Here is a 15,995-nt window from a genome sequence, read left to right on the forward strand (position 1 = left end):
GCCCGCTCGCGAACCGGTCGGAGAAGCGCGGGGGTGAATCGCGGGGAAGAGGCGCGGGGGATAGGCGCGTCGGAGAAGTGCCGGAGAACTCGTTGGCCATTCCTCGCCCCCGTTCCTAGGCTGATCTGGCGTCAGTTTTGGTTTTCAGCGGAGCGTGTGGCGTGGCCTGCCGGGGGAGGCACGGTGCGGGATCGGATGGGGCGCTGGCCGTTGGTCGGGCGAGGGCCGGAGCTGGACGCCTTCGCCGACGCGTTGGCCGACCGGGGGTGCCGGGGGTTCGTGGTGGGCGGAGCGGCGGGCGTCGGCAAGTCCCGGCTGGCCGAGGAGTGTCTGGAGCGGGCCGCGGCGCTGGGGCTGCGGGTGGGGCGGGCCACGGCGAGTGCCGCGGCGGGTGCGGTGCCGCTGGGGGCGATCGCCCATCTGCTGCCCGCCGGGGTGGACCTGTCCGACCCGGTGGCCGGGTTCGCCGCGGTCGCCAGGAGGTTTGCCGCCGGGCCGGGGCGGCAGCGGGTGCTGCTGATCGACGACATGCATCTGCTGGACTCCGCCTCGGCGATGCTGCTGCGGCAGCTGATGGACACCGGAGCGCTCCTGCTGATCGGCACGGTGCGTACCGGTGAGCCGTACGGGGAGGCTGTCGCGGCGCTGCGGGGCGGGGATGCGGTGCACCGGGTCGACCTGGCCGTACTGGGCCCGGCGCAGATCGAGGCGCTGCTGCAGGCCGCGCTGGGAGGGCCGGTCGCCCGGCGTACCCTGCACGAGCTGTCGGCCGCGAGCGGCGGCAACGTGCTGTACCTGCGCGAACTGGTCCTCGGAGCCCTGACGGCCGGGGAGCTGACCGAGGACGGTGAGCTCTGGCACCTTTGGCACCTTGCCGAGGGGCGGCTTCCGGCCACGGCGCGGCTGATCGAGGTGATCGGTGCCCGGCTGGCGTCCGCCGAGGCGGCCGGACGTCCCACGCTGGAACTGTTGGCGCTGTGCGAGCCGCTGCCCCTGGCCGATGCCGAAGCCGTTGCCCGGCCGCAGGTGATGGCGGTCCTGGAACAGGCCGGGCTGGTCCGCGTCACCCTGGAAGGGCGGCGTACCACGGTCGCCCTGGCCCACCCGTTGTACGGCGAGGTGCTGCGCGCCGCTCTGCCGCTCCTGCGCCGCCGGGACCTGCTCCTGGACCAGGCCGCGCGCGTCGAGGCACGTGGTGCCCGTCGCCGGGGCGATCCGCTGCGCGTTGCCACCTGGCGGCTCGCCGCCACCGGCACCGCCGACCCCGCCCTGCTCACGCAGGCCGCCGCGGTGGCCCGGCACGCGCACGACTACCCCCGGATCGTCGCCCTTCTGGGGGCGCTGCCCGAACGCCGTCGCACCACCGCCACCGACCTGATGCTCGGCAACGCCTTCTTCGAGATGGGCCGCTGGGCCGAGGCCGAGGCCGTGCTCGCCCGGGCCGACGCCCTGGCCCGCGGTGAGCGTGATCAGATCGCGGTCGCCCTGGTCCGTACGATCAATCTGCTGTGGAGCAACGCTCCCCTCACCGAGGCGCTCGCGGTCAACACGGCAGCCCTGGAACGGATCAGCGGCGCGGCGGGCCGGCACGGACTCACCGTCAACGAGGGGTTCATGCGGATCGTCGGAGGCCTGCCGAGCCAGGGGCTGGCCCTGCTGGAGGACCTGGAGACCGACGTCCGCGACGCCTCCGATGTCAACGCCTGGTTACGGGGCGCCTGGATGAAGGCCTTCGCGCTGGCGCTGGTCGGGCGTACCGCGGACGCCGTGACCTGGGCGGAGCGCGCCCACGCCGGTCACCGCCAGGTCGACGAACACGCTCTGGTGTCCCATCCGGCCATCCAGCGCGTCCCGCTCGTCCTCGCGCTCAGCGAGGCCGCCCGCCTGGCCGAAGCCCGCCGCGAGGGCGAGCGCGCCTATGCCGAACTGGTCGTCGCCGATTCCGTCGTACGGGTCTGGATGGCGGTCTTCCTCGGCCGTGCGGAGTGGCTGGCGGGGCGGCCGGCGACCGCCCGCCGCTGGTGGGCCGAGGCCGCCGCCCTGGCCCGTACCTTCGACCACGTCATGGCCCTGCGCCCGGCGCTCGGAGGGCTCGCCGCGTGTGCGGCCGTTCTCGGTGACCTGGACGCCGCCGAGGCGTCGCTGGCCGAGCACGCCACCCTGCCGCCGTTGGCCCCCGGCCTGCTGTCCGCCGGTGAGGAACGCCTGGGCGAGGCATGGCTGTTGGCCGCCCGTGGGCACCTGGGGCGGGCACGGTCCGTACTCACCGCCGCTGCCGGGGTCGCCCGTTCGACCGGCCATCTCACCGGCGAGGCGCTGCTGCTGACCGATGTCGCGCGGCTCGGCGGCGCGGGCGATGTCACGGACCGGCTGACGGCCATCGCGCGAAGATGCGACGGGGCGCTCGCCCCCGCCCGGGCCGACCTGGCGGCCGCGCTGGCGTCCGGCGACCCCGACCGCCTCCTCCGGGCCGCCGAGGCGTGTCAGGACATCGGCGCGAACCTGCTCGCCGCCGAGGCGGCCACCGCGGCCGCCGCCGCCCATCGCCGGGCACACCGCACGCGGCGCGCCGCAGCGGCCGACCACCGGGCCGCCGCGGCCCTCACCCGTTGCGAAGGCGCCCGCACGCCACTGCTGACCACCGCCCGGGCCACCGCTCCGCTCACCGCCCGCGAACGCGAGATAGCCCTGCTTGCCGCGGTCGGCAACGCCAGCAAGGACATCGCCGAGGCCCTGACCCTGTCGGTGCGCACCGTCGACAACCACCTCCACCACGCCTACATCAAACTCGGCGTCACCACCCGACGCGAACTGGCCCGGACCCTCGGGGCAGCGCCGTCCCCCCGGCGCGCTGCCCGCACCCCTGGTGAGCGCGGATGAGTGCGGATGAGTGCGGATGAGTAGCGGCTACTCAAGCCGTGCCACGCCGACGCGAGCAGCCTCTGAGGCTATGAGTACGAGTGCGACTACAAGCGCGATCACGAGCGTGACTACGAGCCCGAGTGCGAGCGCCATGACGAGTACGCGTCCGAGTGCGTGTGCGTGTGCGTGTGCGTGTGCGTGTGCGTGTGCCCGAGCTACGAGCGAGGGGGAGTCGATGAGGAGAAGAGTGTGGGTCCGGGGCGTGGTCGTCGCCGCGATGGTGGGGTCCGCGGTGACCCTGAGCGGCGGACCGGCGAACGCGGCCACCGGTGTGACCAGGAGCGGGGACGTCGTGACCGTGAACACGGCCGCGGGCGTTTCGAACGACATCACGATCGGTCTGTCGGCCAGCAAGGTCGTCATCCGGGACGCCACCGACACGGTGACGGCCGGCGCAGGCTGCTTCGCCGTCGGAGACGGTTCGGTGACCTGCAGCGTCAATGTCGGGAGCGCCACCGTCGTGGTCAACGCCGGGGACGGCAACGACACCATCACCAAGACCGGCAATCTCGCGGGGGATCTGAGGGGAGGGCCGGGCAGCGACGTCATCGACGGCGGGCCCACTCCGCGCAACAACATCCTGAACGGTGGGGCGGACCCCGACCTCCTCCTCGGCGGACCCGACTTCGACCAGATGATCGGCGGCCCCGGTAACGACACCTTCAGTGGCGGAGGCGGCACCAGGGACTCCGTCAGTTACCAGGACAGCGGCTCGGGCGTGGTCGTCAGCATCGACGACGTCGGCGACGACGGCGCCACCGGGGAGGGCGACAACGTCCTCACCAGCGTGGAGAACATCGTCGGCAGCCAGTTCGGCGACGCGTTCTTCGGCAGCGTGGCGGCCAACACCATGAACGGCCTCGGGGGCGTCGACTTCCTGGGGGGCTCTTTCGGCGACGACACCCTCGTCGGGGGTACCGGAGCCGACATCCTCTTCGGCGATGTCGGCAACGACTCGCTCCATGACGTCGACGGTTTCAGCGACACCCTCAACGGGGGCTTCAACACCGACACCTGCAACGGCGACGCCATCGACGTCAAGGCCGAATGCGAGGCGTGAGACCCGGGGGCGCCGGATTCAGGGCGTCACGTCGCACGGAGGTCACCTGTCCGGGGCGAACGGCCACGGATCTGCCCGCAGCACGGACGGAAGAGGAGGGGGCTGCAACTGACGACGGGTTCTAAGAGGTCAGGGTCGCCAACGCCGGGCCGAAGGCGATCAGCAACGGGACCAGCGGGGCCAGTGCGGCGGCCGTCGTGGTGCTTCTGCGGTGGGATCGGGTGAGGCGGGGCGGGGGGTCCAGGAGGCGTTCCACGCGTTGGTGGAGCAGGGGCCTGGGGGTGGCGCAGGAGAGTACGCCCCGGTGCTGGTTCAGCTCGATGAGGGCCAGCGCGGTCGTGAGGTGGCCGCAGCGGCGCGAGGCCGTGTCGTCGGCGGAGAGTTCGACGAGGCGGTGCGTCTGGTCGCGGAAGTCCCGGAAGACCGGGATGCCGGGGAAGCCGCCGGCCAGCGCCTGGGAGAGATGCAGGAGCCAGTCGTGGCGGGCGCGGGCATGGCCGAGTTCGTGGGCCTGGATGGCGTCCAGCTGGTGGTCGGTGAGGCGCTGCAGGGCGCCCGTGGTGACGACGAGCTGGGACGGGTTGCCCGGCATCCACCAGGCGTCCGGGTACTCGTCCTCCAGCACGAGCAGCGGTCCGCGGGAGGTCGGCAGGCCCGCCGGCAGCTCGGGCGCGCGCTCGCGCAGGTGCTCGCGGCGCAGGCGGCTGCGCCTGCGGGCCTCCGTCACCTCACGGGCGAGCATCGCCGTGGTCCAGGCGGCGCCGCCGGCCAGCAGCAGCGTCAGCGCGGTGGTCCACGGCGGGGCGGCGGCCAGGTCGTACGCCGCGGTGACGGAGGGCGGCGCGGGTGCGAAGACATGGGCGCGGACCGTGTGGAAGACGGCGGAGGCGCTCAGCACGAGCGACGACAGACAGCAGAGCAGGACCGTGGCGACCAGGCACTGCCACACCCACAGTGCGAGTACGGGCTCCCGCTCGGGCCAGGAAGCGCCGGTCAGGACTCGGGGCGCCACGACCGCGGCGGTCAGGGCGACGGCCGCCATCAGCATGAGGGAGATGGTTACGGTCATGTCGTGGGCCCCTTCTTCCCCTCGGTCCTGCGTGTCCTGCGGGTCCCGCACGTCCTGCGGGTCCGCCGAATCTGCCGGTCGTCCCGTCGTCCCGTGGTCCCGTGGTCCTGCGGGTCATGGACACGCTACCGGTCGCCGGGCCCCCGAGCACCCAGCGGAATGACGGCCTGGTGTGACGGCTGCCCGGAGTGACGGCCTGGAGTGACGCCCGACGTGACGCCCGACGTGACGCCCGACGTGACGCCCGACGTGACGGAGCGCCGCGCAGTCGCGGGAGCGCAGTGCGGCCGTGAGACGGCTGGAGCTCACATCCGTACAGCACGGGCACGGGGAACACGAGCCGGAACGCGCGCCGCGAGACCCTTACGAAGTCGCGTACGTGAGGAGTCCACAGCGTGAACGGCTAGCATCGTCCTCTGATTTGTCCGACGAGGTCGAGATCGGGGTGGGCGTCGTGTCGGTGGGACCGCGGATCGCGGTGGCCGTGGTGACGATGGGGACGCGGCCCGACGAGGTCGACGCGCTGCTCACGTCGGTGGCCAAGCAGGACGTCGCCCCCGAGCGGATCGTGATCGTCGGGAACGGCTGTCCGCTGCCGGAGTTCGCCGAGCGGCTGGGCCTGCCCGGTGAGGTCACCGCCATCGAGGTCGACGAGAACCTCGGCTGTCCGGGTGGCCGCAACGTCGCACTGCGGCGCCTGCGGGAGTTCGGGGACGTGGACGTCGTCGTCGAACTGGACGACGACGGGCTGCTCATCGACCCCGATGTCCTGCGGACCGTACGGGATCTGTACGCCGTCGAGCCGCGCCTGGGCATCGTCGGTTTCCGCATCGCCGACGAGAACGGCGAGACCCAGCGGCGCCACGTACCCAGGCTCGGCGCCAAGGACCCCCTGCGGGGCGGCGAGGTGACCTGCTTCCTCGGCGGCGGCCACGCCCTCTCCATGGAGATGCTCGCGCAGACGGGGGACTGGCCCGCCGAGTTCTTCTTCGCGCACGAGGAGACCGACCTGGCGTGGCGGGCCGCCGACACCGGCTGGACCATCCGGTACGAGCCCCAGCTGCTGCTCCAGCACCCGAAGACGTCACCCGCCCGGCACGCCATCTACTACCGCGTCACCGCCCGCAACCGCGTCTGGCTGGTCAGGCGCCGGCTGCCCCTTCCGCTCATCCCCGTCCACCTGGCGGTCTGGATCGCGCTGACCCTCGTACGGACGCGGTCCGTCGGTGGGCTGCGGGCGTGGTTCGGCGGTTTCGTGGAGGGGCTGAGGGCGTCGGCAGGGGAGCGTCGGCCGATGCGCTGGAAGACCGTGTGGCGGCTTACGCGGCTGGGTCGGCCGCCCGTCATCTGAGACGGAGCGGAAGGGGGAGGAGGGGTAGGGGCAGGGGGAGAGGCGCGAGGCCTGTTTCCTGGGGTTTCGCCCGGTACGCGGGTGCCTCACGCGTATTCCACGGGACTTTCGGACCCGGTCGCGACGGCGACACTCCCCCGAGTCGCGGCGACCTACGACGCCAACCGCGTACCGGAACGACCGGATCCGATGTGGTGATCAAAACAGGCCACGCCAACCGATCGCTAACATGGGACGAACGGTGCGGCGGGGCACGGAGTTTCGCCCGGGGGCAGGCGGAGCGTCGGATTCCGGCCGCCCGACGCCGTCGACGGGGAGGGCGAACAGGTGGGCGGCGGGACGCGGTCGGAACGGGAGGCCGGACTGCTCGGCCCGCCCGGCACGTCTATGTCCACGTCCACGTCCACGTCCATGTCCATGTCCGAAGTCCCGGCTCCTTTGCCCGGCACGTCCACGTCCGAAGCTCCGGCCCCTTTGCCAGATGCATTGCCCGATGGCCTGCTCGAAGCTCCCGTCGCGGGCCCGGGTCGGCTGCGCTTCGGGCTGCTCGGGCCCACGGTCGTGTACGACGCCGACGGCGTACCCCGGCCGGTCCGCAGCGCCAAAGGGCGCGTCCTGCTCACCGCTCTGCTCCTGGAGCCGGGGCGGGTCGTCTCCGTGCACACGCTCAAGGACGCGTTGTGGGGCGCCTTCCCGCCCGCGTCCGCGCACGCCTCGCTGCAGAATCATGTGACCCGGCTGCGGCGGCTCCTGGACGACCCGGACCGCCTGCGGTCGGTGGCGCCCGGTTACCGACTGCGGGTATCGGAAGGGGAGTTGGACGTACGGGTCTTCGAGGCCCGGGTCGTGGCCGCCCGTGCGGCACACGCGCGGCGCGACTGGGGGAGGGCTTCGGCCGAGGCTGTGGCGGCCCTCGCGCTGTGGCGCGGCACCCCGTTGGACGGCTGGTCCCCGGAGGCCGGTGGGATCTCCCTCGTCCAGCGGCTGGAGGAGGCACGGCTGTTCGCCCTGGAGTGCCGTTACGACGCCGAACTGGAGCTCTGTCAGGGAGCGGCCGAGCGGGGTGTACGGCTGTCCGGGCTCGCTCCCGAACTGGCCGCGCTGGCCGCTGAGTTCCCCCTGCGTGAGGCCTTCCACCGGCAGCTGATGCTGGTCCTGTACCGGACGGGCCGCCAGGCGGAGGCACTGGCAGTCCACCGCGACCTGCGCGGCAGGCTCGTCCGCGAACTCGGTGTGGAGCCGGGGAGCGCGGTACGCGAGGCCCACCTGGAGATTCTGCGGGAGCCGGGGGCCGGGCCTCCGGGAGGCGGGGCCGCGGGGGTCACCACCCGCTTCCGGGCGCGGACCGGTGAACTGGCCGCCGGTGAACTGGCCGCCAGTGGAATGGCCGCGGGCGAACGGGCCGCAGGCGAACTGGCCGCCAGTGGAATGGCCGCAGGCGAACGGGCCGTGGGCGAGCGGGCCACCGGCGCGTCCGGCTCCCGGAGGACCGCCCGGCCCCTGCGGCCGGCCACCACCACGATCCTGGCGGAGACGTTCGCCACAGGGCCGTTTGCGGCTACGGCTTCGGCTCCGGTCCCGCTTCGGGCTCCGGTTCCGGCTATTCCCGCGCAGGCTTCCCAGGCCTCCCGGGCTGTCACCGCCACCGGCACCACCACGGCCACCGCCACCGGCACCACCATTCCGAGGCCCGCCCAACTTCCGCCCGTTCCGGTCCACTTCACCGGTCGTGAGGCGAGCATCCAGGCGCTGCGCGCCGCGCTCCTCCCGGCCGGGGACGGCCGCCCCCGGATCGCCGTCGTCAGCGGCATGGCGGGGGTCGGGAAGAGCGCGCTGGGCGTCCAGGTGGCGCACGGGCTGCGGACGGAGTTCCCCGACGGCCAGCTGTACGTGCGCCTGCACGGGGCGACACCGGGCGTGCCGCCGCTCACCGCAGGGCAGGCCCTCGCCGCACTGCTCCGCGACCTCGGGGTGGAGCCGCGAGGCGTGCCCGAACACCCGGACGCGGCCAGCGCGTTGATGCGCTCGCTGCTGGCACCCACCCGCACCTTGCTCGTGCTGGACGATGTCGCGAACGCCGCCCAGGTCCGCCCCCTGCTGCCCGCGGGACCCGGCTGCGCGGTGATCGTCACCAGCCGCTCGCCCCTCACCGCGCTGGACGGCGCGAAACGCTTTCCGCTCGCGCCGCTCTCCGACGAGGAGAGCGCCGAACTTCTGCGCGCCGTCTCCGGTCGGGACGGCCTCGACGGTACGCACCCGCTCGTCGGCCTCACCGGACGGCTGCCCCTCGCGCTGCGGATCGTCGCGGCGCGCCTGGCCGCCCGGCACGTTCTCACACCGGACGCGCTGGCGGGTCAACTGGCCGCCAGTGACGAACGGTTGAACCATCTGGAGTACGACGACCTGAGTGTGCGCCGCTCGCTCGCGGTCGCCCTCGACGCGCTGCGCGTCTCCGACCGCGAGGCCGACCGGGATGCCGCGCTCGCCCTGCGCCGGATCGGCGCGCTCGACCTGCCGACGTACGGGATCCCGCTGCTCGCACGGCTGCTGGGCACCGGTGAGCGGCGCGCGGAGGCCGCCCTCGACCGCCTCGTCGACGTCGCCCTCCTCGACGAGAGCACGTACGGCCGCTACGCCCCCCACGACCTCGTACGGGATTTCGCCCGCGAGGTCTCCCATGAGGTCTCCCATGAGGTCTCCCGCGAGGATGCCGCCGCTTTCGCCTGCGCGGCGGGGGCGGGATCCGGTACCCCGGGTCCGCCGGACCCGTACCTGACGGACCCTGCGAAGCCGTACCCGACGGATCCGTACGACCCGACAGACATTGCCCTCCGTTGGTACATCGCCTCCGCCCGCCAATGCGTGCTGGCCCTGACCCCCTCCGGTGTCGACCGGGACAACCGGCTCGGTGTGACCGTCGCCGAGCGGGAGTGCGTGGCCGCCGACGGAGGTGGAGGCGGGGCCCCGCCCCCGCCGTTCGGCTCGGTCGGCGAGGCCGTCGCCTGGGGGGACCGGGAGGTGGCGAACGTCGTCGCGCTCGTCGAGGGACGGGCCGCCGTCTCCCCGCTCGTGCCCGTCCTCGTCCGCGCCCTCTTCCCGTATCTGCAGCGCCGCGGCCGGCTCCGCGAGCTGGCGACGCTCGGGCGGCGGGCGCTGGACGTGGCGCGGCGCCTCGGTGACGACGCCGCCGAGGCGATCGCGCTCTCCGACCTGGCGGGTCTGCGCTTCATGCAGGGACGGGCCGGCGAGGCGCTCGTCCTGACCGACCAGGCGCTCGCACGCTGGCGCGGTCTCGGCGTCCTGCCGCGCGTCCAGCGCTGTCTGAACAACCGGGGGCTGCTGCTCGAAAGCCTCGGCCGGTACGCCGAGTCCGAGACGGCCCTGCGGGAAAGCCTCGAACTGGCACGGCTGGCGGGCGACGCGGACGGCGAGGCCGTCGTCTACAGCAACCTCGGCAACCTGTACGAGCACAGCGACCCGCGCGCCGCCATCGAATGGCACGAGCGGAGCCTCGCGCTCGGGGAGGTCATGGGCGACTCGCGGGTCCGTGAGTCGGGGCACTGCAACATCGGGTACGCCCACCTCACGCTCGGCGAACCGGCCGGTGCGCTGGAGCATTTCGACCGTGCCCTGAGCGTCTCGGACGGGGTCGACTGGCAGAGCGGTTCGCAGACCCGGCTGGGTCTGGTGCGTGCCCTGCGCGACCTCGACCGCTCGGAGCGGGCCGCCCGGGAGTGCGCCCTGCTGCTGGAGCGGGCCGAGCGGCGCGCCGACCGCTACACCGCGGGTCTCGCCCGGCACCAGCAGGGACTGCTCCTCCGGTCGGCGGGCCGCACGGAGGAGGCGTACGAGCAGTGGGAACTGGCCCTCGCCAACCTCGACGGCACCGACAGTCCGGTGGTCGATGAGCTGCGGGATCTGCTCCTGAGCCGCATCGGCTGACCCTCACTCACCGAGATCACCTATCACCGGGATCACCGATCACCGGGGCCGCTGGGCGGGGCCGCTGGGCGGGGCCGCTGGGATCACAGGGACCGCAGGACCCACGGCATTCCCGGCACCCGCGGCACCCGCGGCACCCGCGGCACCCACGGTGCTCACGGCGCTCACGGTGCTCACGGTGCTCACGGTGCTCACTTCGCGTCCGCGTAGCACTTCACCACCGCCGTGGTGAACGGGAACCGCACCGGCGTTTCCCCGAACGTCAGCCGTCCCGCCTCCGCCGCCGCCTCCCGGATGGCCTCGACCACCGCGTCGGCCTCCTCCTCCGGGCAGTGCACCATCACCTCGTCGTGCTGGAAGAAGACCAGCTCGGCCGCCATGTCCCGGCAGGTGCGCCGGAGCCCGGCGAGCACGAGGAGGGTCCAGTCGGCGGCGCTGCCCTGCACCACGAAGTTACGCGCGAAGCGGCCCCGGGCCCGGGAGTTGCTGGACGCGTAACCGGGCACCCAGTCCTGGGCGCTCCCGGCGTCGGCGCCCTCATCCGGACCGCCAGGACCACCCGGACCGCCAGGACCACCCAGGCCGCCCGGACCACTCGAACCGCCCGAGCCGCCGGCCTCCTCGCTGTCCGGAATGCCCGCCTCCTCACCCGAGGAGTCCGACCCCGCCGCCGGTGGGCAGGTGCGGCCCAGCCAGGTCCGTACGAGCCGGCCCTCCTCGCCCGCGCGGGCCGCGTCGTCCACGTACGCCACCGCCCTGGGGAAGCGGCGGCGCAGCAGCGCGAGGTTCTTGAGGCCGTCGCCGGACGTCTGGCCGTAGATCGCGCCGAGGACGGCGAGCTTCGCTTGGGCGCGGTCCCCGGAGAAGGCCCGGTCGGAGACGGACTGGTAGAGGTCGCTCTCGCGGCCCGCCACCTCCATCAGACCGGGATCGCGGGAGATCGCGGCCAGTACGCGCGGCTCCATCTGGTCGGCGTCCGCCACGACGAGCCGCCAGCCGGGGTCGGCGACCGCGGCCCTGCGTATGACCTTGGGGATCTGCAGCGCGCCGCCGCCGTTGGTCACCCAGCGGCCGGTGACGGTGCCGCCCGCCTGGTACTCCGGTCTGAACCGCCCGTCCCGCACCCAGTCCTGGAGCCACGACCAGCCGTGGGCGACCCAGATCCGGTACAGCTTCTTGTACTCGACCAGGGGCTTCACCGCCGGGTGGTCGATGGTCTCGATCTCCCAGCGCCGCGTGGACCTCACCTTGATCCCGGCCTGCGCGAAGGCCTTGACGACATCCGCGGGCAGGTCGGGCCGGACCCGGCGGCCGAACGCGGCCGACACCTCTTCCGTCAGCTCGGCCAGCCGCCGTGGCTCACCGCCGCCCGCGTACCGCTCGCCCAGCAGTTCGTGCAGGACCTCCCGGTGCACGTCGGTGCTCCACGGCAGCCCGAGCTCGTTCATCTCGGTCGCCACCAGCGTGCCCGCCGACTCGGAGGCCGTGAGCAGCCGCATCCGCTCGGGCCGCGCGGTCGCGTCGTGTCTGCGCTGCTGTTCCCCGTACACCTCGATGAGCTGGGCCAGCGATACGTGGCTGCCGGGGCCGGGGCGCGGCTCGAAGAGGGAGGACTGCGAGCCGGGCTCGGCGGAACGCTGCGGAGGGTCGGGCGGTACGGGGCCGCCGCGCAGCCTGGCCAGGGCGGCGGCGGCCGAACGGGGCTCGCCGAGCCGTCCCTCGTGGCCGAGGAGGAGGGTCTCGGCGGCCTCCACGTCGTAACACCGCTCGACCCGGACGCCCTCGGCGCGCAGCCGTGGGTACACCTCCGCCGTCGCCCGCCACACCCAGCGGGTGACGTCCGGCCGGGACCGTACGGACTCGGCGAGGTCCGGCTCCCGCAGGAGCGGTCCGGCGGGCAGCCCGTCGGGGCCGAGGGGGGCCAGCTCGGCGCCGCCGTCCTCGGCCGGCGCGAGAGCCCACCGTCCGGTCATGACGTGAGTCTCGCAGGAGGGTCTGACAATCCGGTCCCACCGCTGGAGGGGACCGGGCCTACTGGACGGGCTTCTTCAGCTGCTCCAGCGACTTCGCGATGTCCGCCTCGGTCGCCGCCTTGGTGACGCCGAGTCCGCTCAGCAGGCCCGTGCCGGCCTCGTGCTCCAGCAGGGCGAGCAGGATGTGCTCCGTACCGATGTAGTTGTGGCCCAGGCGCAGGGCCTCACGGAAGGTGAGTTCGAGGGTCTTCTTGGCGTCGGCGTCGAAGGGGACGAGTGCGGGCATGGTCTCCGCGCGCGGCGGGAGACCGGTGTTCGCGGCCTCGCGTACGGCGTCCAGGGCGACGCCCTGCGCGGTGATCGCCTTCGCCCCGAGGCCCTCCGGGTCGGCGATCAGGCCGAGGACCAGGTGCTCGGTGCGGATCTGGTCGTTGCCTGCGGTCCTGGCCTCCTCCTGGGAGGCCACCACCACGTTCCTGGCGCGTGCGGTGTAACGGCTGAAGCCCTGGCTCGGGTCGAGGTCCGACTCGGCCTTCGGTACGAACCGCTTCTGGGCCGCCTGCCGGGTGACCCCCATGCTCCTGCCGATGTCCGTCCAGGAGGCGCCCGAACGCCGGGCCTGGTCCACGAAGTGCCCGATCAGGTGGTCGGCCACGTCGCCGAGGTGGTCCGCGGCGATCACCGCGTCCTGGAGCTGGTCGAGGGCGTCTTCGTGGACCTTCTTGATGGCCTCGATGAGGTCGTCGAGGCGTACGGAAGTGGTGCCGCGTGGATTCGTGGTCATGTGTCAACCGTAGGTTGACAGTGCAGCAGTGTCAACCTCGCGTTGACACCGCATTCCCGGGTGGTCTGCGTCCTGGTTGGCGTACGTTCCTGGATCGATGGCCGCCACGGGCTGCCCTGGCTGCCCCGGCCTGTATCGGCTACTTCGGGGACGCCACGAGCAGGCGTACGGCCAGCCCCGTGAAGACCGTTCCGCTGAAGATGTTGAGCGCCCGGGCGACCCGGCGGCTGCGCCGCAGCAGGTCGGAGAGGCGGCCGGAGAGCAGCCCCACGGAGGCGTCGAAAACGAAGCCCATGACCACGATGGTGACGCCGAGGACGAGGAACTGGCCCATCACATGGCCGAGTCCGGGGTCCACGAACTGCGGCAGGAACGCCACGTTGAAGAGGATCACCTTGGGGTTGAGCAGGTTGGTGACCGCCCCCTGCCAGAAGGCCCGCCGCCGGCCCGGCCCGACGGCGGCGGCGTCCTCCTCGACCGGCACCGAGCGGTCCCGGAACGCCTTGACCGCGAGATGCAGGAGGTAGGCCGCACCGGCCCAGCGCAGTACGTGGTACAGCGTCGGCAGCGCCGTGAACAGGGCGGAGAGGCCCAGCATCGCGGCGACCGAGTGCACGAGCATCGCCGTGGCGACGCCCGCCGCGGCCATCACCCCCGTGACCGGCCCGCCCCGGCCTCCCATCGCCACGATGAACATCATGTCGGGGCCGGGGCTCACCACGAGCGCGAGCGCGGCGACCAGGAACGCCGCGTACAGAGAGGTGTCGACCATGGGGGCATGATCGGGCCCGCCGACCGCCGGGTCGAGCGATTTTCACCCGCTGAGACGCCCGCGTCCGTATCCGGCCCCGGCGTGGATCTCCCGACGGTCCCGCGGCGGCCCGACGGCGGTCCCGTTCCGGTCGTCCGTTCCCCCCCATGACACGATCGACGGATGAGTAGTACGTCCTCCACGGTGGAGCGCGCCTTCGCGGCCGCCCTCTACGCCGACTCCGACACGGCCCTCGACACCGGCGCCTCCCTGCTCGCCGCCGACCCCGCCTCCGACACCGAACTCGCCCGTCGCGGCGAGGAGTTCGTCGCGGCGGCCTGGCGGCGCGGCTGGCAGCCCGCGGACGTCGTACGCATCGTGCGGCGCGAGCTGGACGACGTGCACGAACGCCTCGCGGCGGAGCTGGTCCTCGCCGAGGCCGCCCGGGACCGTACGCCCCGGGGCCCGCGCTGGACGGCACAGCTGGACGAACTGACAGGGCTGGGCGCGGGGCCGGGCCGCCCGGACCGCCTGGACCGATTCCAGTACGCGACCGCCGCCCTGGAGGTGTACCGGCTGCTGCTGCGCCTGCCCTCCCTGGAGCCGCTGGACGCCCATGTGCCCCGCGCGCCCCGCGCGCCCGGGGGCGGCTCCGCCCCGCGGGACACCCGCATGCTCACCCGTATCCGCGCGCTCCTCGCCAAGGCGGAGGCGACCGGGTTCCCGGAGGAGGCGGAGGCGCTGAGCGCCAAGGCGCAGGAGCTGATGGCGCGGCACAGCATCGACGAGGCGCTGCTCGCGGCGCGTACGCACGCCAAGGACGCGCCCGGTGCCTGCCGGATCGGCGTCGACCCGCCGTACGAGACCGCCAAGGCCGTCCTCCTCGACGCGGTGGCCGGCGCCAACCGCTGCCGGGCGGTGTGGAACGAGGCCCTCGGCTTCTCCACCGTCGTCGGCTTCGAGCCCGACCTGGAGGCGGTCGAACTCCTCCACACCTCGCTCCTCGTGCAGGCCACGGCCGCGATGACCAAGGCGGAAGCGGCCCAGCGCGCGGGCGGCAGGAAACGTACGAAGTCCTTCCGGCAGTCCTTCCTCGCCGCGTACGCGCATCGCATCGGCGACCGGCTGGCCGAGGCGGCCGAGGGGCAGGTGACCGCCGCGGCGGGGGAGTTGCTGCCGGTCCTCGCGGCGCGCGACGTCGCGGTCACGGACGAGACGGAGCGCATGTTCCCGGACACCGTCACGACCCGGCTACGCGGGGTGAACGACGCGGCCGGCTGGCAGGAGGGAGCAGCGGCGGCGGACCGCGCCCAGGTCAGGACCCACCCACCCCTCCCCACCCCCTGACCCGGCCCCGCCAGGGGCGCGGTGACCGACGCGCCCGTCTCGCCCACGCCGGGCCCCGTCAGGGGCGCGGGGAACTGCGCGGCCGGCCCCCACCGGCCCGCAGAGTCATCCCAGGCTCGCCGCGGAAGCGTTCAGTCCCCCGTGCGCTGCAGCGCGGTGACCGACGCGTCCGGCTCGCTGCCGCCCGCGTCCCGCAGCGCCACCTCGCCGTACTTCCAGGCGAAGGACAGCTCGCCATCGGCCCCGGGCAGAGCGAACTTCGCGGTCGTCACCGCGGCGGCCTTCTCGGCGTCACCCGCGGGCCCTCGTACGTACGTGATCGTGAAGCCGACCGTCTCGTCCTTCTTCACGGTCAGCTTCTCCGCCACCGCGGACTTCTCCGGAGCGACGGACAGCGCGGTGCCGCGGACGTCCAGGCCGACGGTGGGGAAGCCCTTCAGCGTGCAGTCGGCCCCGGAGCCGTTCGTGAGGGTGACGGAGACGGTTCCGGTGTCGCCCGCGGCCGGGGCCTCACTGGCGACGACCTCCTGACCGAACGTGTCGGCCGCGCAGGCGCTGGAGGAACTCGGCGAACCGTTCTTCTCGCCGCTGGTCTTCTTGTCACCGCCGCCACCGTCGTCGCCGCAGGCGGTCAGGGTCAGGGTGAGCGTCGCCGCGAGGGCGGTGACGGCGATCGGCAGGGTGCGCATGGATTTCCTCTGGCCTCAGGATGCTGATGTCGGTACGGGTCCTGGTACCGCTGATGCTGGTGATGCGGGGTGATGACGGTGATGCGGGGTGATGACGGTATCCGTAG

Annotated in this window: 10 protein-coding genes; 5 read left to right on the forward strand and 5 right to left on the reverse strand. The window is 73.3% G+C overall.

Going from position 1 to position 15,995, the window contains the following annotated elements; all coding sequences use genetic code 11:
- Positions 1-183 precede the first annotated feature (183 nt).
- Both ACH4DZ_RS15820 and ACH4DZ_RS15825 read left to right on the forward strand, forming a co-directional pair.
- The gene (locus ACH4DZ_RS15820; protein ID WP_398287640.1) at positions 184-2,880 is read left to right on the forward strand and encodes a LuxR C-terminal-related transcriptional regulator; all 2,697 of its coding nucleotides are present in this window, start codon (positions 184-186) and stop codon (positions 2,878-2,880) included.
- Positions 2,881-3,097: 217 nt separating this feature from the next.
- The gene (locus ACH4DZ_RS15825; protein WP_398287641.1) at positions 3,098-3,982 is read left to right on the forward strand and encodes a calcium-binding protein; all 885 of its coding nucleotides are present in this window, start codon (positions 3,098-3,100) and stop codon (positions 3,980-3,982) included.
- 121 nt (positions 3,983-4,103) lie between these two features.
- Here the strand turns inward: ACH4DZ_RS15825 and ACH4DZ_RS15830 are convergent, their stop codons facing one another.
- On the reverse strand, positions 4,104-5,051 hold the full coding sequence (locus tag ACH4DZ_RS15830; protein ID WP_398287642.1) for a M56 family metallopeptidase: 948 nt from the start codon (positions 5,049-5,051) through the stop codon (positions 4,104-4,106).
- A gap of 439 nt (positions 5,052-5,490) precedes the next feature.
- Here ACH4DZ_RS15830 and ACH4DZ_RS15835 point away from each other — a divergent pair, with 439 nt between their 5' ends.
- Together ACH4DZ_RS15835 and ACH4DZ_RS15840 are read left to right on the forward strand one after the other, a co-directional pair.
- A complete protein-coding gene (locus ACH4DZ_RS15835) occupies positions 5,491-6,402 on the forward strand; it encodes a glycosyltransferase family 2 protein (protein ID WP_398287763.1) in 912 nt (303 codons plus the stop codon).
- Positions 6,403-6,789: 387 nt separating this feature from the next.
- The gene (locus tag ACH4DZ_RS15840; protein ID WP_398287643.1) at positions 6,790-10,344 is read left to right on the forward strand and encodes a BTAD domain-containing putative transcriptional regulator; all 3,555 of its coding nucleotides are present in this window, start codon (positions 6,790-6,792) and stop codon (positions 10,342-10,344) included.
- Between the two features lie 191 nt (positions 10,345-10,535).
- Here the strand turns inward: ACH4DZ_RS15840 and ACH4DZ_RS15845 are convergent, their stop codons facing one another.
- The 3 genes from ACH4DZ_RS15845 to ACH4DZ_RS15855 all read right to left on the reverse strand — a co-directional run bounded on the left by ACH4DZ_RS15845 (position 10,536) and on the right by ACH4DZ_RS15855 (position 13,873).
- Positions 10,536-12,317 carry a bifunctional 3'-5' exonuclease/DNA polymerase gene (locus tag ACH4DZ_RS15845; protein WP_398287644.1) on the reverse strand — a complete coding sequence of 594 codons (1,782 nt, stop codon included), beginning with the start codon at positions 12,315-12,317 and terminating at the stop codon, positions 10,536-10,538.
- 58 nt (positions 12,318-12,375) lie between these two features.
- The gene (locus tag ACH4DZ_RS15850; RefSeq protein ID WP_398287645.1) at positions 12,376-13,101 is read right to left on the reverse strand and encodes a Clp protease N-terminal domain-containing protein; all 726 of its coding nucleotides are present in this window, start codon (positions 13,099-13,101) and stop codon (positions 12,376-12,378) included.
- Between the two features lie 139 nt (positions 13,102-13,240).
- Entirely contained in the window at positions 13,241-13,873 is a 633-nt protein-coding gene (locus ACH4DZ_RS15855) for a LysE family translocator (protein WP_398287646.1), read from the reverse strand.
- A gap of 162 nt (positions 13,874-14,035) precedes the next feature.
- Between ACH4DZ_RS15855 and ACH4DZ_RS15860 the strand changes: the two genes are divergently transcribed.
- Positions 14,036-15,199 (forward strand): DUF2786 domain-containing protein, encoded by a 1,164-nt coding sequence (locus ACH4DZ_RS15860; protein WP_398287648.1) that lies wholly within the window; start codon positions 14,036-14,038, stop codon positions 15,197-15,199.
- A 131-nt stretch (positions 15,200-15,330) separates the two neighbouring features.
- Here the strand turns inward: ACH4DZ_RS15860 and ACH4DZ_RS15865 are convergent, their stop codons facing one another.
- Positions 15,331-15,888: a DUF4232 domain-containing protein gene (locus tag ACH4DZ_RS15865; protein ID WP_398287649.1), complete on the reverse strand. Its 558-nt coding sequence runs from the start codon at positions 15,886-15,888 to the stop codon at positions 15,331-15,333.
- Positions 15,889-15,995: the final 107 nt, after the last annotated feature.

The sequence above is a fragment of the Streptomyces sp. NPDC017991 genome (assembly GCF_044328075.1).
Classification (GTDB): Bacteria; Actinomycetota; Actinomycetes; order Streptomycetales; family Streptomycetaceae; genus Streptomyces.

Bases quoted from the DNA above. Each gene is read 5' to 3' on its own strand.
- ACH4DZ_RS15860 (WP_398287648.1), top strand. From the start codon at position 14,036: ATGAGTAGTACGTCCTCCACGGTGGAGCGCGCCTTCGCGGCCGCCCTC.
- ACH4DZ_RS15840 (WP_398287643.1), top strand. From the start codon at position 6,790: ATGTCCACGTCCACGTCCACGTCCATGTCCATGTCCGAAGTCCCGGCT.
- ACH4DZ_RS15845 (WP_398287644.1), bottom strand. From the start codon at position 12,317: ATGACCGGACGGTGGGCTCTCGCGCCGGCCGAGGACGGCGGCGCCGAG.
- ACH4DZ_RS15830 (WP_398287642.1), bottom strand. From the start codon at position 5,051: ATGACCGTAACCATCTCCCTCATGCTGATGGCGGCCGTCGCCCTGACC.
- ACH4DZ_RS15825 (WP_398287641.1), top strand. From the start codon at position 3,098: ATGAGGAGAAGAGTGTGGGTCCGGGGCGTGGTCGTCGCCGCGATGGTG.
- ACH4DZ_RS15850 (WP_398287645.1), bottom strand. From the start codon at position 13,101: ATGACCACGAATCCACGCGGCACCACTTCCGTACGCCTCGACGACCTC.
- ACH4DZ_RS15865 (WP_398287649.1), bottom strand. From the start codon at position 15,888: ATGCGCACCCTGCCGATCGCCGTCACCGCCCTCGCGGCGACGCTCACC.
- ACH4DZ_RS15855 (WP_398287646.1), bottom strand. From the start codon at position 13,873: ATGGTCGACACCTCTCTGTACGCGGCGTTCCTGGTCGCCGCGCTCGCG.